Source organism: Brevundimonas sp. NIBR10, from assembly GCF_027912515.1.
Taxonomy (GTDB): domain Bacteria; phylum Pseudomonadota; class Alphaproteobacteria; order Caulobacterales; family Caulobacteraceae; genus Brevundimonas.
The window spans coordinates 1,943,110-1,969,543 of sequence record NZ_CP115464.1; the positions used below are offsets into that span (position 1 = coordinate 1,943,110).

The 26,434-nt window shown below is 66.9% G+C and carries 21 protein-coding genes; 10 read left to right on the forward strand and 11 right to left on the reverse strand.

What is annotated here, in order from left to right; all coding sequences use genetic code 11:
* Nucleotides 1-22: 22 nt before the first annotated feature.
* From O5K39_RS09625 to O5K39_RS09635, 3 genes are read left to right on the forward strand one after another with little or no spacing between them, the layout of a single operon-like run.
* Entirely contained in the window at nt 23-592 is a 570-nt protein-coding gene (locus O5K39_RS09625; protein WP_271147050.1) for a LemA family protein, read from the forward strand.
* A gap of 12 nt (nt 593-604) precedes the next feature.
* A complete protein-coding gene (locus O5K39_RS09630) occupies nt 605-1,657 on the forward strand; it encodes a M48 family metallopeptidase (protein ID WP_271147134.1) in 1,053 nt (350 codons plus the stop codon).
* Between the two features lie 11 nt (nt 1,658-1,668).
* Complete coding sequence (locus tag O5K39_RS09635) at nt 1,669-1,962, forward strand: hypothetical protein (protein WP_271147051.1); 294 nt, start codon at nt 1,669-1,671, stop codon at nt 1,960-1,962.
* Here O5K39_RS09635 and O5K39_RS09640 read toward each other — a convergent pair.
* The 8 genes from O5K39_RS09640 to O5K39_RS09675 all read right to left on the reverse strand — a co-directional run bounded on the left by O5K39_RS09640 (nt 1,959) and on the right by O5K39_RS09675 (nt 11,973).
* Complete coding sequence (locus tag O5K39_RS09640) at nt 1,959-2,696, reverse strand: arginyltransferase (RefSeq protein WP_271147052.1); 738 nt, start codon at nt 2,694-2,696, stop codon at nt 1,959-1,961. The two genes, O5K39_RS09635 and O5K39_RS09640, sit on opposite strands and share 4 nt — an antisense overlap.
* A 129-nt stretch (nt 2,697-2,825) precedes the next feature.
* Nucleotides 2,826-3,965 (reverse strand): aminotransferase class I/II-fold pyridoxal phosphate-dependent enzyme, encoded by a 1,140-nt coding sequence (locus O5K39_RS09645; protein WP_271147053.1) that lies wholly within the window; start codon nt 3,963-3,965, stop codon nt 2,826-2,828.
* Nucleotides 3,962-4,771 (reverse strand): 16S rRNA (adenine(1518)-N(6)/adenine(1519)-N(6))-dimethyltransferase RsmA, encoded by an 810-nt coding sequence (gene rsmA, locus O5K39_RS09650; protein WP_271147054.1) that lies wholly within the window; start codon nt 4,769-4,771, stop codon nt 3,962-3,964. The genes O5K39_RS09645 and rsmA overlap by 4 nt, the downstream gene beginning before the upstream one ends.
* An 8-nt stretch (nt 4,772-4,779) precedes the next feature.
* Complete coding sequence (gene pdxA, locus O5K39_RS09655; RefSeq protein WP_271147055.1) at nt 4,780-5,772, reverse strand: 4-hydroxythreonine-4-phosphate dehydrogenase PdxA; 993 nt, start codon at nt 5,770-5,772, stop codon at nt 4,780-4,782.
* A 13-nt stretch (nt 5,773-5,785) separates the two neighbouring features.
* On the reverse strand, nt 5,786-7,132 hold the full coding sequence (locus O5K39_RS09660; protein ID WP_271147056.1) for a peptidylprolyl isomerase: 1,347 nt from the start codon (nt 7,130-7,132) through the stop codon (nt 5,786-5,788).
* Nucleotides 7,133-7,208: 76 nt separating this feature from the next.
* Nucleotides 7,209-9,662, reverse strand: a complete 2,454-nt coding sequence (gene lptD, locus O5K39_RS09665) for an LPS assembly protein LptD (protein ID WP_271147057.1) — start codon at nt 9,660-9,662, stop codon at nt 7,209-7,211.
* A gap of 47 nt (nt 9,663-9,709) precedes the next feature.
* The gene (gene lptG, locus O5K39_RS09670) at nt 9,710-10,846 is read right to left on the reverse strand and encodes an LPS export ABC transporter permease LptG (protein ID WP_271147058.1); all 1,137 of its coding nucleotides are present in this window, start codon (nt 10,844-10,846) and stop codon (nt 9,710-9,712) included.
* Nucleotides 10,843-11,973: an LptF/LptG family permease gene (locus O5K39_RS09675; protein ID WP_271147059.1), complete on the reverse strand. Its 1,131-nt coding sequence runs from the start codon at nt 11,971-11,973 to the stop codon at nt 10,843-10,845. Before O5K39_RS09675 ends, lptG begins: the two co-directional genes overlap by 4 nt.
* 143 nt (nt 11,974-12,116) lie before the next feature.
* Here O5K39_RS09675 and O5K39_RS09680 point away from each other — a divergent pair, with 143 nt between their 5' ends.
* Genes O5K39_RS09680 through O5K39_RS09695 form a run of 4 tightly spaced genes read left to right on the forward strand, consistent with a single transcriptional unit; the run spans nt 12,117 to nt 14,636 of the window.
* A complete protein-coding gene (locus O5K39_RS09680; protein WP_271147060.1) occupies nt 12,117-13,589 on the forward strand; it encodes a leucyl aminopeptidase in 1,473 nt (490 codons plus the stop codon).
* A complete protein-coding gene (locus O5K39_RS09685) occupies nt 13,589-14,050 on the forward strand; it encodes a DNA polymerase III subunit chi (protein ID WP_271147061.1) in 462 nt (153 codons plus the stop codon). Before O5K39_RS09680 ends, O5K39_RS09685 begins: the two co-directional genes overlap by 1 nt.
* An 8-nt stretch (nt 14,051-14,058) precedes the next feature.
* Nucleotides 14,059-14,364: a hypothetical protein gene (locus O5K39_RS09690; RefSeq protein ID WP_271147062.1), complete on the forward strand. Its 306-nt coding sequence runs from the start codon at nt 14,059-14,061 to the stop codon at nt 14,362-14,364.
* Nucleotides 14,355-14,636: a hemolysin gene (locus O5K39_RS09695; protein ID WP_271147063.1), complete on the forward strand. Its 282-nt coding sequence runs from the start codon at nt 14,355-14,357 to the stop codon at nt 14,634-14,636. The genes O5K39_RS09690 and O5K39_RS09695 overlap by 10 nt, the downstream gene beginning before the upstream one ends.
* 2 nt (nt 14,637-14,638) lie before the next feature.
* Here O5K39_RS09695 and O5K39_RS09700 read toward each other — a convergent pair whose 3' ends face one another.
* On the reverse strand, nt 14,639-15,187 hold the full coding sequence (locus O5K39_RS09700) for an FKBP-type peptidyl-prolyl cis-trans isomerase (protein ID WP_271147064.1): 549 nt from the start codon (nt 15,185-15,187) through the stop codon (nt 14,639-14,641).
* 346 nt (nt 15,188-15,533) lie between these two features.
* On the opposite strand from O5K39_RS09700, the gene rpoB reads away from it, so the two are divergent.
* The 3 genes from rpoB (at nt 15,534) to O5K39_RS09715 (ending at nt 24,926) form a co-directional block, all read left to right on the forward strand.
* On the forward strand, nt 15,534-19,649 hold the full coding sequence (rpoB, locus tag O5K39_RS09705; RefSeq protein ID WP_271147065.1) for a DNA-directed RNA polymerase subunit beta: 4,116 nt from the start codon (nt 15,534-15,536) through the stop codon (nt 19,647-19,649).
* Nucleotides 19,650-19,745: 96 nt separating this feature from the next.
* Complete coding sequence (gene rpoC, locus O5K39_RS09710) at nt 19,746-23,939, forward strand: DNA-directed RNA polymerase subunit beta' (protein ID WP_271147066.1); 4,194 nt, start codon at nt 19,746-19,748, stop codon at nt 23,937-23,939.
* 102 nt (nt 23,940-24,041) lie between these two features.
* Nucleotides 24,042-24,926, forward strand: coding sequence for a hypothetical protein (locus tag O5K39_RS09715; RefSeq protein ID WP_271147067.1), 885 nt, complete (start codon nt 24,042-24,044; stop codon nt 24,924-24,926).
* Between the two features lie 21 nt (nt 24,927-24,947).
* Here the strand turns inward: O5K39_RS09715 and O5K39_RS09720 are convergent, their stop codons facing one another.
* Together O5K39_RS09720 and O5K39_RS09725 are read right to left on the reverse strand one after the other, a co-directional pair.
* On the reverse strand, nt 24,948-25,727 hold the full coding sequence (locus O5K39_RS09720) for a hypothetical protein (protein ID WP_271147068.1): 780 nt from the start codon (nt 25,725-25,727) through the stop codon (nt 24,948-24,950).
* Entirely contained in the window at nt 25,727-26,425 is a 699-nt protein-coding gene (locus O5K39_RS09725; RefSeq protein ID WP_271147069.1) for a hypothetical protein, read from the reverse strand. Before O5K39_RS09725 ends, O5K39_RS09720 begins: the two co-directional genes overlap by 1 nt.
* Nucleotides 26,426-26,434: the final 9 nt, after the last annotated feature.

Consider the following 26,434-nt stretch of genomic DNA (forward strand, 5'->3'; position numbering starts at 1 on the left):
CGGATCGAATTGGAGGGTCGTCATGATTGCCTTGATCGTCGTCGTCGTCATCGTCGCTATCGTCGCCTTCGTGGTGATCGGGGCCTATAACCGGCTGGTGGCCCTGGACCAGAGCGCGGACCAGGCCTTCGCCGACATCGACGTGCAGCTGAAGCAGCGCAACGACCTGATCCCCAACCTGGTCGAGACGGTGAAGGGCTATGCCAGCCACGAGGCCGGGACCCTGGCCGCCGTGACCCAGGCGCGCGCGGCGGCGGCCGGTGCCACCTCGGTCAACGACAAGGTCGCGGCCGACAACATGATGACCGCAGCGCTGGGCAAGCTGTTCGCGGTGGCCGAGGCCTATCCGGACCTGAAGGCCAACACCAACTTCCTGGAGCTGCAGCGCGAGCTGTCGGACATAGAGAACAAGCTAGCCGCCGCGCGCCGGTTCTTCAACAACGCGGTCAGCGAGTTCAACGCGGTGCGGGCCCAGTTCCCGACCGTGCTGTTCGCCGGCATGTTCGGTTTCGGATCGGAGAAGCCCTTCTTCGCGGTGGACGCCGCAGACCGTGCCGCCATGACCGCCGCCCCGCCGTCGGTGAAATTCTAGGGCCCAACCGTGATGGGCGCCGTCGGGCTCAAGACCCACATCTGGGCCAACAACACCCGGTCGATCGTGCTGCTGGCCGGATTTCCGGTGCTGCTGGTGCTGATCCTGTACGGGTTGCAGCTGATCCTGATGGGGTTCGGCTTCCTGCCCAACTCCGGCGGGTCGCTGGGCGACGACATGGGGATGGCGGCGTCGATGCTGGCCGGGACCATCCCGCTGGCGCTGGTGATCGCCGGGGTCTGGTTTGCCATCGCCTGGGTCGGCAACCAGGCGATGATTGACGCCATGACCGGGGCCCGCAAGGTCACCCGAAGCGATCAGCCCGAGCTCTACAACCTGCTGGAAAACCTGTGCATCTCGCGCGGGATCAAGACTCCGACCCTGCGGATTATCGAGACCGACACGATGAACGCCTACGCCTCGGGCCTGTCCGAGGGGCACTACAGCGTGACCGTGACCTCGGGCCTGATGCAGGCACTTGACCGCGACGAGATGGAGGCCGTGCTGGCCCACGAACTGACCCACATCCTGAACAAGGACGTGCGGACCATGGTGATCGCCTCGATCTTCGCCGGGATCATAAGCGTGATCGCCCAGCTGATCTTTCGCGGTCTGTTCTATGTCCGGGGCGGGGGCAGAAAGAACAAGAACGCAGGCGCGCTGATCGCCGTCGGCCTGATCATCGCCGCCATCGGGTTCGCCCTGTCGATCGTGATCCGGCTGATGCTGTCGCGCACGCGCGAGTTCGTGGCGGACGCCGGGTCGGTCGAGCTGACCAAGAACCCGGATGCGATGATTTCGGCGCTGAGGAAGATTTCGGGTCGCTCCTATGTGCGGGCTCCGGACGACGTGCAGGGGATGTTCCTGGATAACGAGCCCGAGAAGGGGAACCTGGTCGACGAGATGTTCGCGACGCATCCGCCGATCGAGAAACGGATCGCGGCGCTGGTGGAGTATGCGGGCGGGCGTGATCAGGGGCCCCGGGATCCCGACGCGCTGGAGGCGGGCGTACCCGTGACGGCGGTTCCGACCACGACCTATGGTACCGCAGTCCCGACAAGCTGAAGGCGTTCGTGATGGCCAAAGACAAGATTGAAGTCGAGAATTTCACCAGCCCGGGGCACGTACAGCGCGTCGACGCCGACAAGTATCTGGCGATGCGCGCCGCCTACCTCGCGGTGCTACCTGCCGATGGTGAGGGTGCCACGCCAGCCGAGATCAAGAGCGCGCTTTTGCCGAGCCTGCCCGAGGCGCTCTTTCCTGGCGGCGACACGGCCGGATGGTGGGCGAAATGCGTCCAACTTGACCTCGAGGCCAAGGGTCTGATCGTCCGTGGACCGAAGCCCCCCGTCAGGCTGCGTAAAGCCTAGACGTCCAGCCGCGTCCAGCCCAGCGGCTTGAGCACTTCCATCGGCCGGAAGCCGGCCTTGTAGTCCATCTTGGTCGAACCCTCGACCCAGTAGCCCAGGTAGACGAAGGGCAGGGTCACCGCTGCCGCCTGACGAATATGGTCGAGAATGGCGAAGACGCCGAGCGACCGCTTCTCAAGCGCCGGATCGAAGAAGGAATAGACCATCGACAGGCCGTCGCTCAGCAGGTCGGTCAGGCTGACCGCGACCAGATCGCCGGGGCCGCCGTCGGTGGATGGCAGGCGGTATTCGATCAGATGGGTGCGGACCGCCGTATCCTCGACCATGGCGACATAGTCGGCCCAGGTCATGTCGGTCATGCCGCCGCCCGGATGGCGGGTGGCCAGATAGCGCTTCAGCAGCACGAACTGCTCCATCGTCGCCTCGGCCTCGACCAGGTCGCGCGACAGGTCGGCATTGCGCGAGATGATCTTGCGCTGGGTGCGGGTCGGAGCGAACTCCGGCACCGGCAGGCGCACCGAGATGCAGGCGTCGCAGCCCTCGCAGGCGGGGCGATAGGCGATGTTCTGACTGCGGCGGAAGCCGGCGTGGGTCAGCTCGTCGTTGACGTGGGCACCGTCGCTGAACGGCAGGTTGGCGAACACCTTCCGCTCGGTCATGCCCGGCAGATAGGGGCAGGGCGCGATCGCGGTCATGAAGAAGCGCAGCTGACGGGTCGGGACGAACTGGGTCACGGCGTCAGGTCCGCACGCGTTCTGGCCGATCGTATGGCGTCGCAGAAATCATCGTCGGATTTGGCCATGGTTCGCACAGGGCTCGCAAGAGCGTTCGCGCCACAGTGGACGTCGCGCGTTGTCAGGTCGTTAACCCTGGGCCGCTTGGGCTCGGGCCGCGAACCAGGGACGCAGACGGGCCAGCGCCTCTTCGATCTGCGGCGTCGAGACGGCGAAGCTGAAGCGCATGAAATGCGGCCCATCGACCGGATCGAAATCCACGCCCGGCGCGGTGGCGACGCCCGTGTCGCGCAGCAACTGCTCGCAGAAGGCCACGCTGTCGTCGGTCAGATGCCCGATGTCGGCCCAGATGTAGAAGGCGCCGTCGGGCGGGGCGATGGTCTTGAGGCCCAGGGACGGCAGGGCGTCCAGGATCAGGGCGCGGTTCCGGCGGTAGGTCTCGATGTGGCCTTCCAGCTCGTCGATGCAGTCCATGGCGATCAGGCCGGCGTGCTGGCTGAGCGACGGTGGGGTCAAGAACAGGTTGCCGATATAGGCCCGGGCGGTCTCGACGTGGTCGGCGGGGACCAGCAACCAGCCCAGCCGCCACCCCGCCATGCTCCAGTATTTGGAGAAGGAGTTGATCACCATGGCGCCGGGCGCGAACTGCAGCATCGAGGGCTGCGGGCCGACGTAGCTGAGGCCGTGGTAGATCTCGTCCGAGATGACGGCGATGCCGCGCGCGCGGCAGACCTCTGCGATAGCGGCCATCTCGTCGGGCGCGATGACCGAGCCGGTGGGGTTGGCGGGGCTGGCGATGATCACCCCGGCCGGAGCGGGATCGAGGGCTGACAGGGCGGCGGCGGTCAGCTGATAGTGTTCGGCGGGACCGCAGGCGATCTCGACCGGGGTCATGTTGAGCCCCTTCACCGTGTTGCGATAGGCCACATAGCCCGGCCGGGCCATGGCGATCCGGTCGCCCGGCTGGAACCGCGAGGCGAGCGCCAGCACGAGCGCGGGCGAGGCGCCGTTGGTCAGCAGCAGCCGGTCGGGATCGACGGTGACGCCGTATCGGTAGAGGTAAAGTTTCGCGATGCGGGCCTTGAGGGGGGCGCTCTCCCAATAGCCCATGGCGTCGGCGTCGAGGACGCGGTGGGCTTCGGCGATCGCCGCGGCGGGGGCGCCCGTCGAAGGCTGGCCGAACTCCATATGGATCACGCTGCGCCCCTCGGCCTTCAGGGCGTGGGCAAGGCGGCTGATGGTGATGGCGCGGAAGGGTTCGATGGTCATTTGACGGCCTCCGCCAGTCGCAGGAACCCCGCCAGGTCGATCGTCTCGGCGCGGGCATCGGGGTCGATGGCGGCGGCCTCGCACAGGGCAGCGCCGCCCAGGGTCTTGAGGCTGGAGCGGAGCATCTTGCGGCGCTGGCCGAAGGCTGCGGCGGTGACGGTCTCCAGCCGTTTCAGGGTCTCGCGATCGGGACGGTCCGTCTTGGGGATCAGGTGGACGACGGCGGAGGCGACCTTGGGCGGGGGGGTGAAGGCGGCGGCAGGGAGGTGCATGACGATGCGGGCCTCGGCCACGGCCTGGGAGATGACGGCGAGACGGCCGTAGGCGTCGTCTCCGGGGGCGGCGACGATCCGCTCGGCGACCTCCTTCTGGAACATCAGGGTCAGGGCGTGGGGCGTCCACGGTCCGGTCAGCCACTTGATCAGCAGGGCCGTGCCGACATTGTAAGGCAGGTTGGACACCAGATGGGTCGGGCCGGTGGTCCGCTCGGCCTCGGTGACCTTGAGCGCGTCGGCCTGGACGATGGTCAGGCGGCCGGAGTCGTCGTCGAGTTCGGTCAGCAGGGGGACGAAGCGGGGGTCCTTCTCGACCAGCACGACCTGGCCAGCGTCGCTTTCCAGGATGGCGCGGGTCAGGCCGCCGGGACCGGGGCCGACCTCGATCACCGCGCGGCCCTCGAACGGGCCGGCCAGGCGGACGATCTTGCGCGTGATGTTGAGGTCCAGCAGGAAATGCTGGCCGAAGCTTTTCTTGGCCAAGAGGCCGTGGGCTTCGAGGGATTCGCGCAGAGGGGGGAGGTCGGTCACACCGCTGTCTAGCCCGCCGCGCGCGTCGCCGCCATCTCGGTGGCCAGGCGGATGGCGGCGATGAGGCTGTCGGGGCGGGCGATACCCTTGCCGGCGATGTCAAAGCCGGTGCCGTGGTCGGGGGAGGTGCGGACGATGGGCAGGCCCAGGGTGGCGTTGACGCCGCCCCAGAAGTCGAGGGTCTTGACCGGGATCAGGGCCTGGTCGTGGTACAGGCAGACCACGGCGTCATAGGTGGCGCGGGCCTCATCGTGGAACAGGCTGTCGGCGGGCCTGGGGTCTGTGATGTTCAGGCCTTCGCGGCGCAGGATCTCGACGGCGGGTTTCAGGACGGTGATTTCCTGAAGACCCAGGGCCCCGCCTTCGCCCGCATGCGGGTTGAGGGCGGCGAGGGCGATGCGGGGCGAGGCCAGGCCGAAATCACGCTTCATCGATTCATGGACGACGCGGGCGGTGCGGGTGACGCGCTCGGTGGTGACCAGTTCGGGCACCTGGTCCAGGGCGACGTGGATGGTCACCAGGCAGGCGCGCAGGTCCTTGGCCGTCAGCATCATGACCGGGCCGCGCGTGCCCTGCATCGGCGTGTCGGCGGTCAGTTCGGCGATGAACTCGGTGTGGCCCGGAAAGCGGAAACCGGCGGCATAGAGGGGAGCCTTGGCGATCGGGGCAGTGACCAGACCGGACGCCTGACCGGACAGGCACAGGTTGACGCCGTATTCGATCCAGTCGGCGACCATGCCCGCGTTGGCGGGGTCGGGACGGCCGGGCGTGACGGGGTCGGGCAGAGGCAGGTCGATGACCGGCAGGGCGCGGGCGAAGACGGGGGCGGCATCCGACGGTTCGCTGACGGTCTGGACCGGTGCGTGGCCGGCAAGGAGCCGGGCGTCGCCGATCACGGCGAAGGGCGCGCCGGAGGCGCTGAGCGCGCGCCAGGCGGCGGCGACGATCTCCGGACCTACGCCGGCCGGTTCTCCGAGGGTGAGGACCAGGGGCGCGGGCATTGGCTCTCCGGGCTTACTTCAGTTCGATCAGGGCGTCCGCGCGCAGGTCGCGAATGTAGCGTCGCGCCAGCATGGCCAGATTCTGGTTCTGAAGGCGACCCTCGACCTGCTGATACGTCGGCGCATCGGCACCGCCGACCCGGCGGCCACAAACGGCGACGAGGTGCACACCCAGGGGCGTGCGGACCGGGGTCGAGACCGTGCCGACCTCGGCGGTCCGGGCGACCTGCTGGAACTGGGGTGCAAGGTTGGCGACGTCGGCCTCACCCAGGTCGGAGCCGAGCAGGCCCTGTTCCGAGGTGGCGCGGGCCAGCATGGTGTCGCAGGTCAGCTGGGGCCGTAGGGCCTCCAGCCGGGCCGTGGCGGCGGCGACGGTTTCCGGTGAGGCGGTTTCGGGTGCCTCGATCATGATCTGCTTCAGCGTAACCAGGCTGGTGGCCGCACCCGAGCGCTTGTCGCGCATATAGATGATGTAGACCCCGCCCTCGACGGGGATCGGACGCGAAAGCTGGCCGACCTCGAGCTGATCCAGGGCGACCTGGAGCGCAGGCTGGACAGTGCCCTGGACGACCCAGCCGGCATCGCCGCCGCGCGGGGCGGAGGGGGCGGCCGAGAACTGGCGGGCGACGGCCTGGAAGGGCGCACCGGCGACCATCTGCTGGACCAGTTGGTCGGCACCGGTCACGGCGGCCTGCTGGCCACCGACGCGGGCGGCCTCGATATAGATTTCGCCGATCAGGTATTGGGGCTTGGAGGCGGCTTCGGTGACCTGGCGCATGGCCTGGTCGACGGCGGCGCGGGACACCTTGGCGCGGTTGTTGAAGCGGCCGCCGACCAGGGCGCGCCAGCCGATCTCGGTGCGCAGCTGCTCGCGCATGTTGCGGGCGCGGATCCCGCCCTGTTCGAGGAACTGCATATAGTTGGCCGGGGTCGTGCCGGCATCCTCGGCCATTCGGGCCACCTCTTCGTCGACCTCGGCGTCGCTGATGACCAGGTCAGGGTATTTGGCGATCTCCTGGACCTGGAGACGTTCCTCGATCAGGGCGTTCAGGGCCTGTTGCTGGATCGCCGGGATGTTCTCCTCGGTCGGCTGGACCTGGCTCATGGCGATGATCATCAGCATGCGCTGACGCAGGTCGAAGGAGGTGATGATCTGGTCGTTGACCGTGGCGATGATGCCCTCTGACAGCTGGAACTGCGGCGGGGCGGCCGGCGCGGTCGCGGGCGTCTGTTCGGCAGCGGGGTTCAGCGTCCCGGCGGCGGCGGGCGCTGGCGTCTGCACAGGTGCGGTCTGGGCGAGCGCGCCCCCGGCGACGAGCGCGGCCAGGGCGACGCCGGTCGAACAACGAATCAAACGCATGGTCAGTCCTGGTTCCTCAAAGCGGCGCGGTCTCGACCCCATATTCGGGGAGGTCGCGCCCCATCAAGCGCCTTGCTCAGCGCCTGTCGTCTCGCTCATAGCCTGTACCGCCAAAAGTGGCGAGGTTTAGGCGCACATAGACCCCCTCGGACGGCCCCGACGGCCTGACGCGGGTGTTGTCCTGGCGGAATCCGATCTCGAAGCGGAAGCAGTCGTCGTCGAACAGCAGGCCGACCTCCGAGCGGGTGATCAGGTCGCGCTCCAGATCGGCGATGCCCGTGACCGCCACGCCCCAGTTGCCATAGACGAACTGCTGTCCCGCCAGCTGGACGAATTCGTAGTTTCGGTTGAGCGGCCCCGATTGCGGGTTGGAGCGATCGACGATGTAGCTGACGGCGGCGACGTTGCGGCGGCCCCAAGTGGCGTCGACGGCGGCCTCGGCACGGCGGACGTTGCCGGAACTGTCGAGCGTGGCGTGACCCCAGCCCCTGATCCCCTGGGTCGGGGCGAAACTTCCCTGGACGACCCAGTCGGAGGTGGTCGAGGCCAGGCCGGAGGGGTCATAAAGGCGTGAGGGGGCGTCGGGCACAGGAATGCGGAAGGCGGTTTCCTCGTCGGAGCGGACGCTGCGGCCGATGAACAGGCTGGCGGTGCGACCCTCGTCCCAGCGCAGGGTGGCGCGCGCCCCGGCGGTCAGACGGCCACCGCCCTCGTAGACGTCATAGCCCGGCAGGCGGTCGACGCGGAACAGGGAGGTCTCGTCCAACTCGAAGGTCTGGGTGTCCTCGATCGGAATGCGGGGATCCAGGTTGGGCTTGTTCGAGATCGACAGTTGGGCCAGGGGCTCGATGACGATATCCGAGGTCGCCGAGAGGCGCTTGATCAGCGGATATGCGACGTCGATCCCGGCCGTGACCCGACCGCGCGTGATCGTCGTGTCCTCAAGGCTCAGGACGGGCGGCAGGTCGGAAACCGAATAGAAATCGGCGCGGGCGTCCAGGAACGGCTCGAACCGGATGCCGCCGGGCGAGATGATCACGCGGCGCCAGTCCGTCTGGAACGTGAGGCGGCGGCTGTCGACTCCGTCGGTGATCGTAGGGACCGCTGCCATGGTGGGCAGGCGCAGCACCGGTGCGCCGACATAGGCGTCGCGGGTGAGAGAGACGGCCGAACTCTTGAGTCTCAGGCGGCCGCCCAGGATGCGCTCGACCGGCTCCCAGCGCGCGTCGACGAGCGGCGCGACGACCGGCAGGGTGTTGTCGTCCTCGAAGATGTTCAGCGCCGGGGTGATCGGGTTGAACTGATCGACGCGCAGGCTCTGGATCGAGAAGGCGGCGACCGAGACATAGGACCGCGCGGTCTGGCGCTCGGCATAGAGCTGGCTGATCAGGCGGCGCTGGTCGCCGTAATACAGGCCGTTGTCCTGATACGGATCGCGGACGTCGTAGCGGTCGAACAGGGTCTTGTCCGAGACCCGCTCGGCCGTGAAACCGGCCCGCCAGGGACCGGCGGGATCCCAGCGGCCGTGGGCCAGCAGGTAGCTGCGGCTCGTGCGATCGCCGAAATCGACGTTGCTTTCGGCGTCGCCGTCGCCGTCGAGGTCAAAGTCGCCGAAATTCTGCGCGTAGGTATAGCCGCCGCGGGCCACGATCGACGCGTCGGCGAACCGCCTGCGCCACTGGAGGTTCAGCAGGGGCAGGACGTCGGTATTGAACTGGGGGCTGATCAACCAGTCCTCGGACGGAGAGACGACGTGCAGATAGGGCACCTCGACCGACAGGCCCCGGCCTTCGTCATAGTTGACCGAAGGCACCAGGAAGCCGGAACTGCGCTCGACGGTCGGGTCCGGCACAGCAAAGGCAGGCAGCCAGAAGACCGGAACGCCGCCGACGCGAAACAGGGCGTTGCGGAACAGGATGGCGCGCAGTTCCTCGTCCTGAACCACCTTTTCGGCCTGGATGGAGATCGAGGGGGTCTTGGGGTTCCCCTCGGCGTCGCAGATCGGGCAGGGGGTGAAGAGGGCGTAGTTCAACTCGTTGACGTTGGCCGAACGCCGCACGGCCGTCGCCGCCATCAGGCTGGCGCCGTTCGACAGCCGGGTCGCGAAATCGACGGCGACCCCGGCGTTGAGGTCGGAATCGAGCTCCAGATGGCTGGCGTAGACGACGTCGCCTTCGGGGCTGGTCAGCTCGACCCGCTCGTCTGCCGTGCCCGCACCGGAGGTCATGTCGTAGGTGACGCGACCGGCGCGCAGGGTGTGGGACTGGAAACGGGCCAGGACGCGTTCGCCGTCGCCGACCGCCGAAATGACGTCACCCTCGCGGGTCGCGGAGCCGGCCTCGATATAGACGGCGCGGGGCGGCAGGCCATCGGGGCCGGGCTGGTCCGAGGCGGGCGTGTTGGCGGGCGAGGTCTGGGCCTGGGCAGACGCTGCGAAAGCGAGAGGCAGGCAGGCGAACAGGGCCGCGCCGGCCAGGAGCCGTGTGCGAGACCCCTGCCGCTGGGAGGCGCTGCCGTTACGCTGCTTCAAGACCGGTTTCCGCTCGTTCGTCGTCAGGCCCCCGCCTGGAGGGTCGCTTAGCCGTCTTCGGTATAGAACAGCAAGGTGAAGGCGGCGAGCGCCGTCAGCACCGCCGGCAGCCAGGCCGCCAGGAAGGGCGGCACCACCTCGGCCGATCCGAAGGCGGCCGAGGCCTGGTTCAGGAAGAAGAAGGCGAAGCCCAGCACCACCGCGCTGACCGCCATCTTCGCCAGGTCGCCCAGCCGCATGAGGCGAAGCGAGAAGGCGGCGGCCAGGATGGACATGGCCGCGAACATCAGGGGCGTGGCCAGGAGCTGTTGCAGGCGCAGGCGATAGGCGGTGGACGAAAATCCTGCGTCCTCGATGCGCTGGATCTGGCCGGGCAGGGACCAGAAGGGCGTCGACTGGGGGCGGGCGAATCGCTCGAACGCCTCTTCGTCGGCCAGGCTGGAGGGCAGGTCGAGGGTGGCGTAGCGCATCGCGCGCTGGCCCGTCTGGGCCCCGACCGCGTCGACCAGCCGCCAGCGACCGGCGCTGAGGGCGGCGGATTTCGCGTCGATCCGCTCGGAGAAGGCTCGGCGGCCCTCGGGATCGGTCGCGTAGGTGAAGAAGGTCACGTCCAGCAGCCGCGCGTTGGCCCGGTCCTGACGACCGGCGCGGATGACCATCTGGCGCTGACCCTCGCCCTCGCGCAACCAGACCGCCTCGCGGTCGGCGGACCCGGCGACGGAGCCGGAGATGCGGGCCCGTTCACGTTGGAACAGGCCATCGGCGGAGGCGGCGAGGGGGCCGATGGCGGTGACGGTCAGGATGCCGAGCACGAGCGCGCAGGCCGCCGCCGGCAGGACGAACCGCCAGGCCGAGACGCCGGCCGCGCGCATGGCGATCAGCTCGGACCTGCGGTTCAGGCCGACGAAGGCGGACAGGGTGCCGAACAGGAAGACGAACGGCAGAAGCTGCACGATCACCGCCGGCGACTTCAGCATCATTAGGCCCAGGATGCGCAGGCCCGAAAGGTCGGTGTCGGAGCCGAGGCCTCGCGAAATCTCGACGAAGTCGATCAGCATCACCAGGGCGGCGATGACGGCCAGCGCCACCCCGAGGGCCCGCAGCTGCTGGATCAGGACGTAGCGTTCGATACGGCCGAGTCGCAGGCGGATCGGCGTGTGGTCGCCGCGCAGGGAAATCCTCATGCGAACCTCGCCTTCAGACGGTCGAGCGCCGGAGAGCGTCGGCCGGGCTTGAGCGCACGGAACAGCATCCGCAGGGCCAGGGCCGCTGCGACCAGGGGCAACAAATACTGGAACACATTGAGCCAACTATTCCACGCGCTGGCCGCCACGATGCCGTAGCCGAAGACCCTGACGACGAGGAATATCCCCGCAGCCTTGGCCATGCGCCAGCCATAGCCCGTCCGGCTGAAGGCTCCGCCCATGATCGCCGACAGGGCCAGGGCCATGGCCGTCAGGGCGTAAAGCGGCGAGGACAGTCGCGAATGCGCCTCGGCCAGCAGTTCACCGCGCGATCCACTGGCGGCGACGAGGTCCGGGGTCGGGTCGAACAGCTGGCCCATCCACAGGTCGGAGGGCTTGTAGCGGATGGTCTCGCGGCTGTCGGTGAAGGGTGTCAGGTCGAAGGGAAAGCGGGCGAAGGAAAACTGGTTGAGGACGCCGTTGGAGGAATATTCCTGCATTGAGCCGTTGGTCAGGGTCAGGAAGGGCTGGCCCTGGACCTGTTCGAACCGGGCCTCGGCCGCGTCCCAGGTGCGGACCCCGCCCTTGCCGTCGTCCAGATAGACGAACAGGTTCTTGAGCAGGCCGTTCTGCTCGATCTGCTGGACATAGACGGTCAGGCCGTCGGGGCCCTGGACGAAGCGGCCTTCCTCGACCAGCAGGGCGGCCAGGTCGGTACGGATGGCGTAGGCCTGTTCGCGCGCGGTGCGCTGGGACCAGGGCTGGATCAGAACGGTCATGACCAGGGTGACGACAGCGGCGATCGCGGCGATGCGGGCGGCCGGCGAGATGACCTTCCAGCGCGTCATGCCGCTGGCGAAGGCGGCGGTCAGTTCCTGTTCGCGCTGGAGACGGGTCAGGGCGATCAGGGCCCCGACAAACAGTCCGATGGGCAGGATGACCGAGAACAGCTGCGGCAGGGCCAGCAGGGTCAGCTTGACCATAACCCAGACGCTCTGTCCGCGTTCGACGATCACCTCCAGTTGATCCAGGCTCTGCGACAGCAGACCGATTCCCGCCAGCGCGGCGCAGGCGGCCACGACGGGAACGCCGATCTGTCGGAAAAGATAGCGTTGAATCAGGGTCATGGAGCGAGAAGCGATCACCCGTGTTGCGGGCGCGGGCGATGGGGAGCATCTAATACACACCCGGGAGGCTCGCGGACAACCGCCGGCCGACCCTTCAACAGTATCAACGACCGGGCCCCAAAGTCCGGCTGGAGTCGCGTTTCATGAAGATCGAATTCGTCGCCGTTTCGGGCGTTACCGATGTGCTGGCCGTATTGGTCGGCGACGGCCGTGTCCTGGCCGGCAAGGGCCCCGAACACGATGCGGCGACCGGTGGGGCTCTGGGCCGCGCCATGTCGGCCGGCCGGTTCACGGGGGCGGAGAATACGACGCTGGTCGTCGCCGGACCCAGCGGGGTCGAGGCCAAGACCGTGCTGCTGGTCGGCACGGGCAAGGACGAGCTCACCGAGGCCGGCATCGAGACGGCAGCCGGCGCGGCCTATCATGCGGTCAAGCTTTCGGGGGCCGAGACCCTGACGCTGGATTTCGGTCATCTGACGCCCGAGCAGGCGGCGAGGGCCGCGTTCGCGGTGCGACTGGCCGCTTATACGTTCAACAAGTACCGCACGACGCTGAAGCCCGAGAAGATCGCTTCGGTGACCACGGTGCGGATCGTGACCTCGGACCTGCGCGCCGCTGAGGCCGCCTACGAGCCGATGTCGGCGGTCGCCGATGCGGTGGTGTTCGCGCGCGACCTGGTCGCCGAGCCCGCCAACGTCCTTTATCCGGCCGAGTTCGCCCGACGGGTCAAGGATCTGGAACGACTGGGCCTCAAGGTCGAGATTCTCGGCGAGGCCGAGATGGAGGCGCTTGGGATGTGGACCCTGCTCGGCGTCGGCCAGGGCAGCCGCCGCGAGAGCCAGCTGGCCGTGATCCAGTGGAACGGTGGCGAACCCGGCGCCCAGCCCCTGGGCTTCGTCGGCAAGGGCGTCTGTTTCGACACCGGCGGTATCTCCATCAAGCCCGCCGAGGGCATGGAGGACATGAAGTGGGACATGGGCGGCGCGGCCGCTGTCGCCGGCCTGATGCACGCGCTGGCCGGCCGCAAGGCCAAGGTCAATGCCGTCGGCGTTCTGGGCCTGGTCGAGAACATGCCCGACGGCAACGCCCAGCGCCCAGGCGACGTGGTCATCTCCATGTCCGGCCAGTCGGTCGAGGTGATCAACACGGACGCCGAGGGTCGCCTCGTCCTGGCCGATGCCCTCTGGTACACTCAGGACCGGTTCAAGCCGAAATTCATGATCGATCTGGCCACCCTGACGGGTGCCGCGATCGTGGCCCTGGGGCTGGACTATGCGGCGCTGTATTCCAACGACGAGGCCGTCGCCGGGCCGATCTTCGCGGCAGCAGAAAAGGTCGGCGAAAATTTCTGGCGGATGCCTCTGCCGAAGCAGTACGAAAAGCACATCGACAGCCCGATCGCCGATGTGAAGAACGTCGGCAACGGACGCGCCGGCGGTTCGATCACGGCCGCCTTGTTCCTGCAACGCTTCGTCAACGGCACCCCCTGGGCGCACCTGGACATCGCCCCGACGGCCTGGGTCAACAAGTCGACGATCAACACGGTTCCGGACGGCCCCGTCGGCTTCGGCGTGCGCACGCTCGACCGGATGGTGGCGGATTCGTACGAGGGCTGATGTCCGAGGCGTCGGGTACGGAATTCTGGTTCTACCACCTGGAGCGATCGTCGCTGGATCAGGTGCTGCCGGAGTTGCTGGACCGGACGTTGAAGCGTGGCTGGCGGGCGTTGGTGAAGGTCGCCGACGCCCATCGGCTCGAGGATATCGACGAGCGGCTGTGGATCTGGCGGGACGACAGCTTTCTGGCGCACGGCCGGGCCGACGAGCCCCATGCCGATCGCCAGCCGATCCTTTTGACGTCCGCTTCGGAGAACCCGAACGGCGCTCAGGCGCTGTTCATCGTCGATGGCTCTGAACTGGGCGAAACGGAAGGCTACGCGCGATGCTTCATCATCTTCGACGGTCGGGACGAGACGGCGCTGCACGGCGCGCGGGAACGTTGGCGGGTGCTGAAGGGGCAGGGGGCCGAACTGGCCTACTGGAAGCAGACGGACGAGGGCTGGCAAAAGGCGGCCTGATCGCGGTCATGTTGCTGGGCGCGTGTTCGACGCCGGCCGCTGCGCCGCCGCCCGCTCCCGCTGTGGTCGCCGAGGCTGAGGCGACCCAGCCCGTGGGCTCCAAGATGCCCGATGGTGAGCCCGACCTGTGCAAGGCGTCCGAGCTGCAGTGGCTGGTGGGGCGGAACAAGCGGGAGATCCCGGTACCGGTCGATGTCGTCAACCGGCGCGTGGTCTGCACCACCTGTGCGGTGACGATGGACTTCTCGCCCTATCGCCAGAACATCTTCTTCAACGCCGAGACGGAAGTGGTGGAGCAGGTCCGATGCGGATGAGAATTGTCGCAGCGATCGCCGGCCTCGCCGCGATGGCGGCGTGTGCAGAGGCGCCCGCTCCCGGCCCGACGCCCGGCGGGCCGCAGCGGTGCGATGCCGAGGCCGCGAAGTCGCTGATCGGCTCTCACATGGGCGCTGTGGATTTCGCGCCGGGTGCCAATGTCCGCATCGTCTGCACGACCTGTCCGACCACCCGAGACTATCGCCCGGACCGGCTGAACGTCCGCTTCGATGAGGCGACGGGCATCATCAAGTCGGTGGACTGCGGATAGTCTCAGCCGGCGGGCGTCGTCGACGGATTGATGGCCAGCAGTTGGACCCGGAAGAGCAGGGTCGAGTTGGCCGGGATGTCCGATCCCATGGCGCGGGGGCCATAGGCCAGGTCGGCGGGGATGACGAAATCATAGGTCTCGCCCACGCGCATCAGGGCGACGCCCTCGGTCCAGCCACGGATGACGCGGCTCAGAGGAAATTCGGCGGGCTCGTTGCGGGCGTAGGAGCTGTCGAACTCCTGGCCGTTGATCAGGGTCCCGCGATAGTGGACGCGGACGACGTCGGCAGAGGTCGGCATAGGAGCATTGGGCTGGGCGCGACCGACACGCTTGTACTGCAGGCCCGACGGGGCGACGGTCCAGCCGCGACGAGTCGAGGACCAGGCCAGATAGCCTCGTTGCGCCGGAACCCAGGACGACGCATCCGACGGCGCGGCCATCAGCAAGGTCTCGGGCGGGCCGGAGGCGCAGGCGGACAGGGCGGCGGAGAGAGCCAGGGCGGCGGCGAGGGCGATGCGTTTCATGGCGGTGAAGCTAGCAGTGGTTTCCATCGGTGCGAAGTCGGCTTCTCGCGAACCGGGCGACGGTTAAGCGATCGTTTGAAAAAGACGCAAGTTCCTTGTGGATCGGTCTTTATTTCGCCGTCAAAGCGAGTATACGTCCGCGTTCCGCAATCACCTCCATGATTCCGCGCGAAAGCGCCGAGGCCCGGTCCGTCGCCCTCCGACCGAGCGAAGGCGTGGCTCCTTCTCCCAAGGAGCTCACAGATTTCAGGCTTCCTGGACCGTTTCGCGGTCCGAGGGTGGGAGCCGAAACCGATTGTCACGGCCGCCGAGAGGCGCGTCGTGCCACTGCATTTCTCGCACGGGTCACGCCGTGTCGATTGGGAAACATTGAATGACTGACGTCCTGAACGGTCTCGCCATCAACGGTCAGATCGCATCGGCTACGACCTTCACCGGCAAGAAGCGGATTCGCAAGTCCTTTGGACGCATCCCCGAAGCCGTCGAGATGCCAAACCTGATCGAGGTTCAGCGCGCCTCCTACGAGCAGTTCCTGCAACGCGAAGTGCGCCCCGGCGTCCGCAAGGAGCAGGGCATCGAGGCGGTGTTCAAGTCGGTCTTCCCGATCAAGGACTTCAACGAACGCGCCGTGCTGGAGTACGTCTCGTACGAGTTCGAAGATCCCAAGTACGACGTCGAGGAATGCATCCAGCGCGACATGACCTATGCCGCGCCGCTGAAGGTCAAGCTGCGCCTGATCGTGTTCGAAGCGGACGAGGAAACCGGCGCCCGCTCGGTCAAGGACATCAAGGAACAGGACGTCTACATGGGGGACATCCCCCTGATGACGGACAAGGGCACGTTCATCGTCAACGGCACCGAGCGCGTGATCGTCTCGCAGATGCACCGTTCGCCGGGCGTGTTCTTCGACCACGACAAGGGCAAGACCCACTCGTCGGGCAAGCTGCTCTTCGCCGCCCGCGTCATTCCCTATCGCGGCTCGTGGCTCGACTTCGAGTTCGACGCCAAGGACGTGGTGTTCGTGCGTATCGACCGTCGCCGCAAACTGCCGGCGACCACCTTCCTCTATGCCCTGGGCATGGACGGCGAGGAAATCCTGCGCACCTTCTATGAGACCGTGCCGTACGAGAAGCGTGGCGAAGGCTGGGTCACCCCCTACAAGCCCGAGCGCTGGAGGGGCGTGAAGCCCGAGTTCGACCTGGTCGACGCCGACACCGGCGAAGTGATCGCCCAGGCCGGTCAGAAGATCAGCGCCCGCGCAGCCAAGAAGCTGGGTGACACCACCAAGTCGCTGTCGCTGGCCGCCGACGCCCTGGTGACCCGTTACCTGGCCGCCGACGCCGTCAACTATGAGACCGGCGAGATCTACGCCGAGGCCGGCGACGAGCTGGATGCGCCGACGATCGAGCTGCTGGAAGAGCGCGGCTTCACCACCATCGACGTGCTGGACATCGACCACGTCACGGTCGGCGCCTACATGCGCAACACCCTGCGGGTCGATAAGTCGGCCGGTCGCGAGGATGCGCTGTTCGACATCTATCGCGTGATGCGCCCCGGCGAACCGCCGACCCCCGAAGCGGCCGAGGCGATGTTCAACTCGCTGTTCTTCGACGCCGAACGCTACGACCTGTCGGCCGTGGGTCGCGTGAAGATGAACATGCGTCTGGAGACCCCCGAGGTTTCGGACGAGATCCGCGTCCTGCGCAAAGACGACGTCCTGAAGGTCCTGCAGATCCTGGTCGGCCTGAAGGACGGCCGCGGCGAGATCGACGACATCGACAACCTGGGCAACCGCCGGGTCCGTTCGGTGGGCGAACTGCTGGAGAACCAGTACCGCGTCGGCCTGCTGCGCATGGAGCGCGCCATCAAGGAGCGCATGTCGTCGGTCGATATCGACACGGTGATGCCGCACGACCTGATCAACGCCAAGCCGGCCGCCGCCTCGGTGCGCGAGTTCTTCGGCTCGTCGCAGCTGTCGCAGTTCATGGACCAGACGAACCCGCTGTCCGAGATCACCCACAAGCGTCGCCTGTCGGCGCTTGGCCCGGGCGGTCTGACGCGCGAGCGCGCGGGTTTCGAGGTCCGCGACGTTCACCCGACCCACTACGGCCGCATCTGCCCGATCGAAACGCCGGAAGGCCCGAACATCGGCCTGATCAACTCGCTGGCGACCCACGCTCGCGTGAACAAGTACGGGTTCATCGAGAGCCCCTACCGTCGCGTGAAGGACGGCATCGCCCAGAACGAGGTGGTCTACATCTCGGCCATGGAGGAGTCGAAATACACGATCGCCCAGGCGAACATCGCCCTCAAGGACGGCGAGATCGTCGAGGATCTGGTCCCCGGCCGGATCAACGGTGAATCGCAGCTGCTCAACAAGGCCGACGTCGACATGATGGACGTGTCGCCGAAACAGGTCGTTTCGGTCGCCGCCGCCCTGATCCCCTTCCTTGAAAACGACGACGCCAACCGGGCCCTGATGGGCGCGAACATGCAGCGTCAGGCCGTGCCCCTGGTGCAGTCCGATGCGCCACTGGTCGGCACCGGCATGGAAGCCGTGGTCGCCCGTGACTCGGGCGCTGTGGTCGTGGCCCGCCGTGACGGCGTCGTCGAACAGATCGACGGCACCCGTATCGTGGTGCGCGCCACCGGCGAACTGGACGCCGCCCGCTCGGGCGTCGACATCTATCGTCTGTCGAAGTTCCAGCGGTCCAACCAGTCGACCTGCATCAACCAGCGCCCGATCGTGCGTGTCGGCGATGAGGTCAAGTTCGGCGACGTCATCGCCGACGGTCCGTCGACGGACCTGGGCGACCTGGCCCTGGGCCGGAACGCGCTGGTCGCCTTCATGCCGTGGAATGGCTACAACTTCGAGGACTCGATCCTGATCTCGGAGCGCATCGTGCGCGACGACGTCTTCACCTCGATCCACATCGACGAGTTCGAGGTGATGGCCCGCGACACCAAGCTGGGGCCTGAAGAAATCACCCGCGACATCCCCAACGTCGGCGAGGAAGCGCTGCGCAACCTCGACGAGGCCGGCATCGTGGCCATCGGCGCCGAGGTCCAGCCGGGCGACATCCTGTGCGGCAAGGTTACGCCCAAGGGCGAGAGCCCGATGACCCCGGAAGAGAAGCTGCTGCGCGCCATCTTCGGCGAGAAGGCTTCGGACGTCCGCGACACCTCGCTCCGCCTGCCGCCCGGCGTCGCCGGCACGGTCGTCGACGTGCGGGTGTTCAACCGCCACGGCGTCGACAAGGACGAGCGCGCCATGTCGATCGAGCGTTCGGAAATCGAACGCCTGGGCAAGGACCGCGACGACGAACTCGCGATCCTGGAACGCAACGTCTACGGCCGCCTGAAGCCGCTTGTGCTGGGCAAGAACGCCACCGCCGGTCCGAAGGGCATGGGCCGTGGCGAGGTCACCGAAGAGAAGCTGGGCGAGGTGTCGCGCGGCCTGTGGTGGCAGATCGCCCTCGACGACGAAAAGGCCATGGGTGAGCTGGAAGCCATGAAGGCCCAGTTCGAGAACGCTCGCAAGGCACTGGACCGTCGCTTCGAGGACAAGGTCGAGAAGCTGCAACGCGGCGACGAACTGCCCCCCGGCGTGATGAAGATGGTCAAGGTCTTCGTGGCCGTGAAGCGCAAGCTTCAGCCCGGCGACAAGATGGCCGGACGTCACGGCAACAAGGGCGTCATTTCCAAGATCCTGCCGATCGAGGACATGCCGCACCTGGAAGACGGCACCTCGGTGGACGTCGTTCTGAACCCGCTTGGCGTGCCTTCGCGCATGAACATCGGTCAGATCTTCGAGACCCACCTGGGTTGGGCGGCTGCGGGCCTCGGCAAGCAGATCGCCGGTCTGCTGGAAGCCTGGCAGCACGGGGGCCAGAAGCAGGCGCTCGTCGATCGCCTGACCGAGATCTACGGCAAGGAAACCCCTCTGCCGCAGGACGAGGACGACCTGATCGAGCTGTCGCGCAACCTGTCCAAGGGCGTTCCGTTCGCCACCCCGGTGTTCGACGGCGCGCACATCTCGGACATCGAGGATCTGCTGGAATCGGCCGGTCTTGAGCGTTCGGGTCAGTCGATCGTCTATGACGGCCAGACCGGCGAGCAGTTCAAGCGTCCGGTCACGGTCGGCTATATCTACATGCTGAAGCTGCACCACCTGGTCGACGACAAGATCCACGCCCGTTCGATCGGACCGTACTCGCTCGTCACCCAGCAACCGCTGGGCGGCAAGGCGCAGTTCGGCGGACAGCGCTTCGGGGAGATGGAGGTCTGGGCTCTGGAAGCCTACGGCGCCGCCTATACCCTGCAGGAAATGCTGACGGTGAAGTCCGACGACGTGGCCGGCCGGACCAAGGTCTACGAGGCCATCGTCCGCGGCGACGACAGCTTCGAGGCGGGCATTCCCGAGAGCTTCAACGTTCTCATCAAGGAAATGCGTTCGCTGGGCCTGAACGTGGAGCTGGAGAACAGCTGACCGACCGAATGATCCCTCCTCGCGCAAGCGGGGAGGGACGGTCCTCGCTCTCTCCATCTGTATAAATTTCGCGGTTAGTCCGCAGAAGGAACAAAGATGAACCAGGAAGTCCTGAACATCTTCAACGCGGTCCCGGTCACTCCGACCTTCGACCAGATCAAGATCGCCCTGGCCTCGCCTGAAAAGATCCGCTCGTGGTCGTTCGGCGAGATCAAGAAGCCCGAGACGATAAACTATCGCACGTTCAAGCCCGAGCGTGACGGCCTGTTCTGCGCGCGCATCTTTGGCCCGACCAAGGATTACGAATGCCTGTGCGGCAAGTACAAGCGCATGAAATATAAGGGCATCATCTGCGAGAAATGCGGCGTGGAGGTCACCCTGGCCCGCGTTCGGCGCGAGCGGATGGGCCACATCGAACTGGCGTCTCCGGTCGCCCACATCTGGTTCCTGAAGTCCCTGCCGTCGCGCATCTCGCTGATGCTCGACATGGCGCTGAAGGACGTGGAGCGGGTGCTCTACTTCGAGAACTACATCATCACCGAGCCGGGCCTGACCCCGCTGAAGCAGAACCAGCTGCTGACGGAAGACGAGTTCTATCGCTACCAGGACGAGTTCGGCGATGACGGCTTCACCGCCGAGATCGGTGCCGAGGCTGTGCGCCACCTGCTCATGAACATCGACCTCAACGCCGAGGCCGAGCGTCACCGTGGCGAACTGGCCGACAGCCCCTCGGAAATGAAGGCCAAGAAGGCGTCCAAGCGCCTGAAGCTGATCGAGGCCTTCCTCGAGTCCGGCAACAAGCCCGAGTGGATGATCCTGACGGTCGTTCCGGTCATCCCGCCGGAACTGCGCCCGCTGGTGCCGCTGGACGGCGGTCGTTTCGCGACCTCCGACCTGAACGACCTGTATCGCCGGGTCATCAACCGGAACAACCGCCTGAAGCGCCTGATGGAGCTCCGTGCGCCGGACATCATCATCCGCAACGAAAAGCGGATGCTGCAGGAATCGGTCGACGCCCTGTTCGACAACGGCCGTCGCGGTCGCGTCATCACGGGTGCCAACAAGCGTCCGCTGAAGTCGCTCGCCGACATGCTGAAGGGCAAGCAGGGCCGCTTCCGTCAGAACCTTCTGGGCAAGCGCGTCGACTATTCGGGCCGTTCGGTCATCGTGGTCGGTCCCGACCTGAAGCTGCACGAGTGCGGCCTGCCCAAGAAGATGGCGCTCGAGCTGTTCAAGCCGTTCATCTATGCGCGCCTCGACGCCAAGGGTCTGTCGGGCACCGTCAAACAGTCCAAGCGCATGGTCGAGCGCGAACAGCCCCAGGTGTGGGACATCCTCGAAGAGGTGATCCGCGAACACCCGGTCATGCTGAACCGGGCGCCGACGCTTCACCGTCTGGGCATCCAGGCGTTCGAGCCCAAGCTGATCGAGGGCAAGGCCATCCAGTTGCACCCCCTGGTCTGCGCCGCCTTCAACGCCGACTTCGACGGCGACCAGATGGCTGTCCACGTCCCGCTGTCGCTGGAGGCGCAACTCGAGGCGCGCGTCCTGATGATGTCGACCAACAACATCCTGTCGCCCGCCAACGGCAAGCCGATCATCGTGCCGTCGCAGGATATCGTGCTCGGCCTGTACTACATCTCCCTGGTCAAGGACGGTGAGCCCGGCGAGGGCAAGCTGTTCGCCAACATGGGCGAGATCGACGCGGCGCTCGACGCCGGTGTCGTGACCCTGCACACCCGCATCAAGGCGCGCTGGACCGAGGAAGACAAGGAAGGCAACGCGATCACCCGCGTGATCGACTCGACGCCGGGCCGGATGAAGTTGGGCGCGCTCCTGCCCAAGAACCCGAACGTCGGTTACCGCCTGCTCGAGAAGAACCTGACCAAAAAGGAAATCGGCAACCTGATCGATGTGGTCTATCGCCACTGCGGTCAGAAGGCGACGGTGATCTTCGCCGACCAGATGATGGGTCTCGGCTTCAAGGAAGCGGCCAAGGCCGGCATTTCCTTCGGCAAGGACGACATCGTGATCCCGGCCAAGAAGGTCGAGATCGTCGCCGCCACCCGCACCCTGGTCGAAGAGTACGAGCAGCAGTACGCCGACGGCCTGATCACCAAGGGCGAGAAGTACAACAAGGTCGTCGACGCCTGGGCCAAGGCCACGGACAAGGTCGCCGACGAGATGATGGGTGAGATCGCGCAACCGCGCGTCCTGGCCAGCGGTCGTACCGCCGAGATCAACTCGGTGTTCATGATGGCCAACTCCGGCGCCCGTGGTTCGCAGGCCCAGATGAAGCAGCTCGGCGGGATGCGCGGCCTGATGGCCAAGCCGTCCGGCGAGATCATCGAGACCCCGATCGTGTCGAACTTCAAGGAAGGCCTGACCGTCCTCGAATACTTCAACTCGACCCACGGCGCCCGCAAGGGCCTCGCCGACACCGCGCTGAAGACCGCCAACTCGGGTTACCTGACCCGTCGTCTGGTGGACGTGGCACAGGACTCGATCGTTACCGAGGAAGACTGCAAGTCCACGCGGGGCATCACCCTGCGGGCCGTGGTCGAGGGCGGAGACGTCCTGGTCTCGCTGGGCCAGCGCGTCCTGGGTCGCTACAACGCCGAGGACATCAAGGCCCCGGGCACGGACACCGTCCTGTTCCCGGCCGACACCTATCTGGTGGAGGACGTGGTCGAGGTCATCGACCGCGAGGGCGTCCAGTCGGTCAAGGTCCGTTCGGCCCTGACCTGCGAGGCCGAGGCCGGCATCTGCGGCATGTGCTACGGCCGTGACCTGGCGCGCGGCACCAACGTCAACATCGGCGAAGCGGTCGGCGTCATCGCGGCGCAATCGATCGGCGAGCCGGGCACCCAGTTGACGATGCGGACCTTCCACATCGGCGGTACGGCCCAGGTGGCGGAAACCTCGTTCTACGAGGCGACCAACGCCGGCGAGATCAAGATCGTGGGCCCGACCGTCACGGCCGCGCACGGCGATCTGGTCTCCATGAGCCGCAACGTCGTCGTCACCGTCATGGTCGATGGCAAGGATCGCGAAAGCTACAAGATCCCCTACGGCGGTCGTCTGCGGGTCAAGGAAGGCGAGACGGTCAAGAAGAACCAGCGTCTGGCCGAGTGGGATCCCTACACCACCCCGATCCTGACCGAAGTGGGCGGCATCGTCCGCTTCGAGGATCTGACCGAAGGCCTGTCGTTCCGCGAGGAAACCGACGAAGCGACGGGTATCGCCCAGCGCGTCGTCATCGACTGGCGTGCATCGCCGCGCGGTTCAGACCTGCGTCCGGCCATGGGCATCACCCTGGGTGACGCCTATGCCAAGCTGGCCTCGGGCTCCGACGCCCGTTACCTGCTGCCCGTCGGTGCCATTCTCTCCGTCGCCAACGGCGATGAAGTGAAGCCCGGCGAGATCCTGGCCCGTATCCCGACCGAGGGTGCCAAGACCCGCGACATCACCGGCGGTCTGCCGCGGGTGGCCGAGCTGTTCGAAGCCCGTCGTCCCAAGGACTGCGCGGTCATCGCCGAGATGGACGGTCGCGTCGAATTCGGTCGCGACTACAAGAACAAGCGCCGCATCAAGATCACGCCGGAGCCGGATGCCGATGGCAACCAGGGCGAACCGGTCGAGTTCCTGATCCCGAAGGGCAAACACATCTCCGTCCACGACGGCGATCTGATCCAGAAGGGCGACTACATCATCGACGGCAACCCCGATCCGCACGATCTGCTGCGTATTCAAGGGGTTGAGGCGCTGGCCGAATATCTGGTCAACGAAGTGCAGGAGGTCTATCGCCTGCAGGGCGTGCCGATCAACGACAAGCACATCGAGGTGATCGTTCGCCAGATGCTGCAGAAGGTCGAGATCCTCGACTCGGGCGAAACCACCCTGATCCGTGGCGACACGGTCGAGGTCGCGGAAGCCGTGATCGAGAACGAGAAGGTCGAGAAGCGTGGGGGCCGCATCGCCACCACCCAGCCCGTCCTGCTCGGCATCACCAAGGCGTCGCTGCAGACCCGCAGCTTCATCTCGGCGGCGTCCTTCCAGGAAACCACGCGCGTCCTTACCGACGCCTCGGTCCACGGCAAGAAGGACATGCTGGAAGGCCTCAAGGAGAACGTCATCGTCGGCCGGCTGATCCCGGCAGGCACCGGCGCCTATCTGCGGAGCCTGCAAAAGGTCGCCAACGAACGCGACGCCATGCTGACTTCGACGCGGGAAGCCGCCGTCGAGCCACTGCCGGCCGATCTGCAACTGGAGCTGGCCGAGAGCGAGTGATCGCTTTCAGCGGCTGAATGAATTAGGGCGGCCCCGGCGACGGGGCCGCCCTTTTTCTTTGGGCGCTTGACGGAGGGGCAGGGCAGGGGTGACCCTCGTCTCATGATTGTATCGGCCATCGTCGCTGCCGCTCTTCTGGTCGCACAGCCGGACCAGACGCCGCCGACGCCGCCGGTGCAGCAGGGGCCGACCGTTGCGCTGGACGACATTGTGGTGACAGGCCCCAACCAGGCGGCGGTCGAGACCTTCGTCGGTCGTCTGACCGATCCGGGGCGGCGCGGTGCCAACCGGGGCCAGATTGCCCGATGGGGCGAACCCCTCTGTCTGCGGGTCATCGGCGGGGTTCACGAGGACAACGAGCGACTGACTGCGGCGATCGAGGCCGTGTTCGTCTCGCTGAACATCCGCGTCGATCGTCCCAGGTGCCGACCCAATGCGATGGTCGTCATCGCCGACGATGCGCCCGGTTTCGCCCAGGTGTTCGCGGCCCGCTACCGCAACCGGTTCTTCCAGAACCAGCGGCAGGAGCAGTCGGAGTTCGTCGCCGCCTCGGCCCCGGTGCGATGGGAGCATCGAACCCGGGTAGGCTCAGCGGGGCGTTCGCCCCTGATCGACGAGCGGGTCAGCCGGACCAGCGGCGAACCGATCGAACTCCCCGACAGCCGGATCACCCAGAGCACCGCCGAACGGATCGAGCGGGCCGTGGTCGTCGTCGACGCCGATCAGGTCGACGTCGTGCGACTGGACGCCCTGGCCGCCTACATCGCCTTCGTGACCCTGGTTGACGCGCCGGTGCAGGCGAGCTGGCCGGGCCAAGACAGCATTCTGAACCTGTTCGCTGTGTCCGGCAAAGCCCCCTGCGGACTCACCGACTGGGACCGCGCCTTTATCGAGGGTCTTTATTCCATCAGGACGGACCTGCTGTTCGCCATGCAACGGACCGAACTGGAACTGCGCATGGCCGCTCGGTTGAACGCCACGCCGTGATCCGGTTCGTCGGCCAGGGAGTTATTCTCGCCGGGCGTGGTCGATCGGACGGTCTTCCGGGTGCTGGAATTCCGGTCGGAGATGAGCCCCGGCGCAACTTCCGCTGAGGTTGCCGCCTGGGCAGTCCGGAGACGAAAGGCCGATTCCAGGCCCGGGCCGTAGCGGCGCACGACGCGCTTCATAGCGTCTGAGGGCGGCCTCGCCTTCGCGGGCGAAGCCCTCGTCGCGGCGTTGTACGGAAGCGGTGCGGGTGCGGTCGCCGAGGGGATGGCGCGCGGCGGCGGCGGCAGCCCCGGCATTGAACCGCTCGTCGCACAGGGCCTGTTCGGCGGCGCTCAGATGCCCATCCATGATCCGGCAGCCGCCCGTGCCGGTGCGCAGGGATCGGCCGATCGCGGCACCTTGGGTCTCTGGCGTGAAGGCCCAGGGGTTGGCGGCGGCGGGCGGCGCGACGCCTGGGGCCCCGGCGGCCATGCGGGGTGCGGGCGGGGTGGGGCGTTCGTCGTCCTCGGTCAGGCGCGGGGGCGTGGCGAGGTCGGTCCGGTCCCGCGTCAGGGTGCGGGTTTCGTTCGGCCGGACACGAGCCGGGGAGGGGACGCGCGCGGTCTCGCCAGGCAGCAGTGGCCGGGGCTCCATTTCCAGCACGATCGGCTCGTCCAGATTGACCAGCGGGTCGGGCAGACCGTAGGTGCTGATCCCCAGGGCCGTCAGGATCAGGGCGTGCAGCGCCACAGATCCGGCCACGATGGCCAGCCGGCGGTCGCGAAGGTTCACCGACGGACGGGTCCAGATCATCGCCATCAGAATTTGCGCCTTAAGGTATAGGTGACCCAGACGTCGCACTGACCCCTCAGGTCATAGTCGTGCGGACAGGGACGGGCGCGGCTGTCGGGATTGAGTGGCGCGCGGCGGCGTTCGTAGGCGTCCAGAGCCGCGTCGCCCTCCGCCGCGAACCGGGCGTCGCGCTCCGGGTTACCGGTGCCGGCGATGCGGGTGGCCCGAGCGGCGGTCTGAGCAAACTGGTTGTCGCAGGCGGCCTGTTGCTGGGCGGTCAGCAGGTCGAGACGGCCCCGGCACAGGGCGCGTAGCGATGGCGCGCGCAGCGATGGGGCGGGCCTGACCACTGGCGTCGCGGTCGTCGCAGCAGCCGGTGTGGGCCGGCCCACCTCGCCGTTCTGGACCGGAGCGGGGTTCGTCAGGGTGGAGGCAGTCGAGGGCTTTTCCGTCACCGGGCCCGGGGTTCGGCGCACCGCGACCTCGGTCGGCACAGGCGGAGTCGTCGGACTACGGGTCCGTGTGATCCCGGCAATGGAGGGGGCCGGGTCGATCTCGAGATAGATCGGAACCTCGGTTGAGGGCACGAACCGCGCATCCGACAACCCCGCCCCGATCACCGCCAGCACGGCGACGTGCAGCAGGACCGACCCGAGCAGGATCGCCGCCCGCCTGCGGTCCGCCGGGCCTGGACCCGGACTGCTGAATACCCCCGCCTCGCCCATGAATCCCCG

Bases quoted from the DNA above. Each gene is read 5' to 3' on its own strand.
- O5K39_RS09625 (WP_271147050.1), top strand. From the start codon at position 23: ATGATTGCCTTGATCGTCGTCGTCGTCATCGTCGCTATCGTCGCCTTC.
- O5K39_RS09630 (WP_271147134.1), top strand. From the start codon at position 605: ATGGGCGCCGTCGGGCTCAAGACCCACATCTGGGCCAACAACACCCGG.
- O5K39_RS09635 (WP_271147051.1), top strand. From the start codon at position 1,669: ATGGCCAAAGACAAGATTGAAGTCGAGAATTTCACCAGCCCGGGGCAC.
- O5K39_RS09645 (WP_271147053.1), bottom strand. From the start codon at position 3,965: ATGACCATCGAACCCTTCCGCGCCATCACCATCAGCCGCCTTGCCCAC.
- pdxA (WP_271147055.1), bottom strand. From the start codon at position 5,772: ATGCCCGCGCCCCTGGTCCTCACCCTCGGAGAACCGGCCGGCGTAGGT.
- O5K39_RS09660 (WP_271147056.1), bottom strand. From the start codon at position 7,132: ATGCGTTTGATTCGTTGTTCGACCGGCGTCGCCCTGGCCGCGCTCGTC.
- lptG (WP_271147058.1), bottom strand. From the start codon at position 10,846: ATGAGGATTTCCCTGCGCGGCGACCACACGCCGATCCGCCTGCGACTC.
- O5K39_RS09675 (WP_271147059.1), bottom strand. From the start codon at position 11,973: ATGACCCTGATTCAACGCTATCTTTTCCGACAGATCGGCGTTCCCGTC.
- O5K39_RS09680 (WP_271147060.1), top strand. From the start codon at position 12,117: ATGAAGATCGAATTCGTCGCCGTTTCGGGCGTTACCGATGTGCTGGCC.
- O5K39_RS09685 (WP_271147061.1), top strand. From the start codon at position 13,589: ATGTCCGAGGCGTCGGGTACGGAATTCTGGTTCTACCACCTGGAGCGA.
- O5K39_RS09690 (WP_271147062.1), top strand. From the start codon at position 14,059: ATGTTGCTGGGCGCGTGTTCGACGCCGGCCGCTGCGCCGCCGCCCGCT.
- O5K39_RS09695 (WP_271147063.1), top strand. From the start codon at position 14,355: ATGCGGATGAGAATTGTCGCAGCGATCGCCGGCCTCGCCGCGATGGCG.
- O5K39_RS09700 (WP_271147064.1), bottom strand. From the start codon at position 15,187: ATGGAAACCACTGCTAGCTTCACCGCCATGAAACGCATCGCCCTCGCC.
- rpoB (WP_271147065.1), top strand. From the start codon at position 15,534: ATGACTGACGTCCTGAACGGTCTCGCCATCAACGGTCAGATCGCATCG.
- rpoC (WP_271147066.1), top strand. From the start codon at position 19,746: ATGAACCAGGAAGTCCTGAACATCTTCAACGCGGTCCCGGTCACTCCG.
- O5K39_RS09715 (WP_271147067.1), top strand. From the start codon at position 24,042: ATGATTGTATCGGCCATCGTCGCTGCCGCTCTTCTGGTCGCACAGCCG.
- O5K39_RS09720 (WP_271147068.1), bottom strand. From the start codon at position 25,727: ATGGCGATGATCTGGACCCGTCCGTCGGTGAACCTTCGCGACCGCCGG.
- O5K39_RS09725 (WP_271147069.1), bottom strand. From the start codon at position 26,425: ATGGGCGAGGCGGGGGTATTCAGCAGTCCGGGTCCAGGCCCGGCGGAC.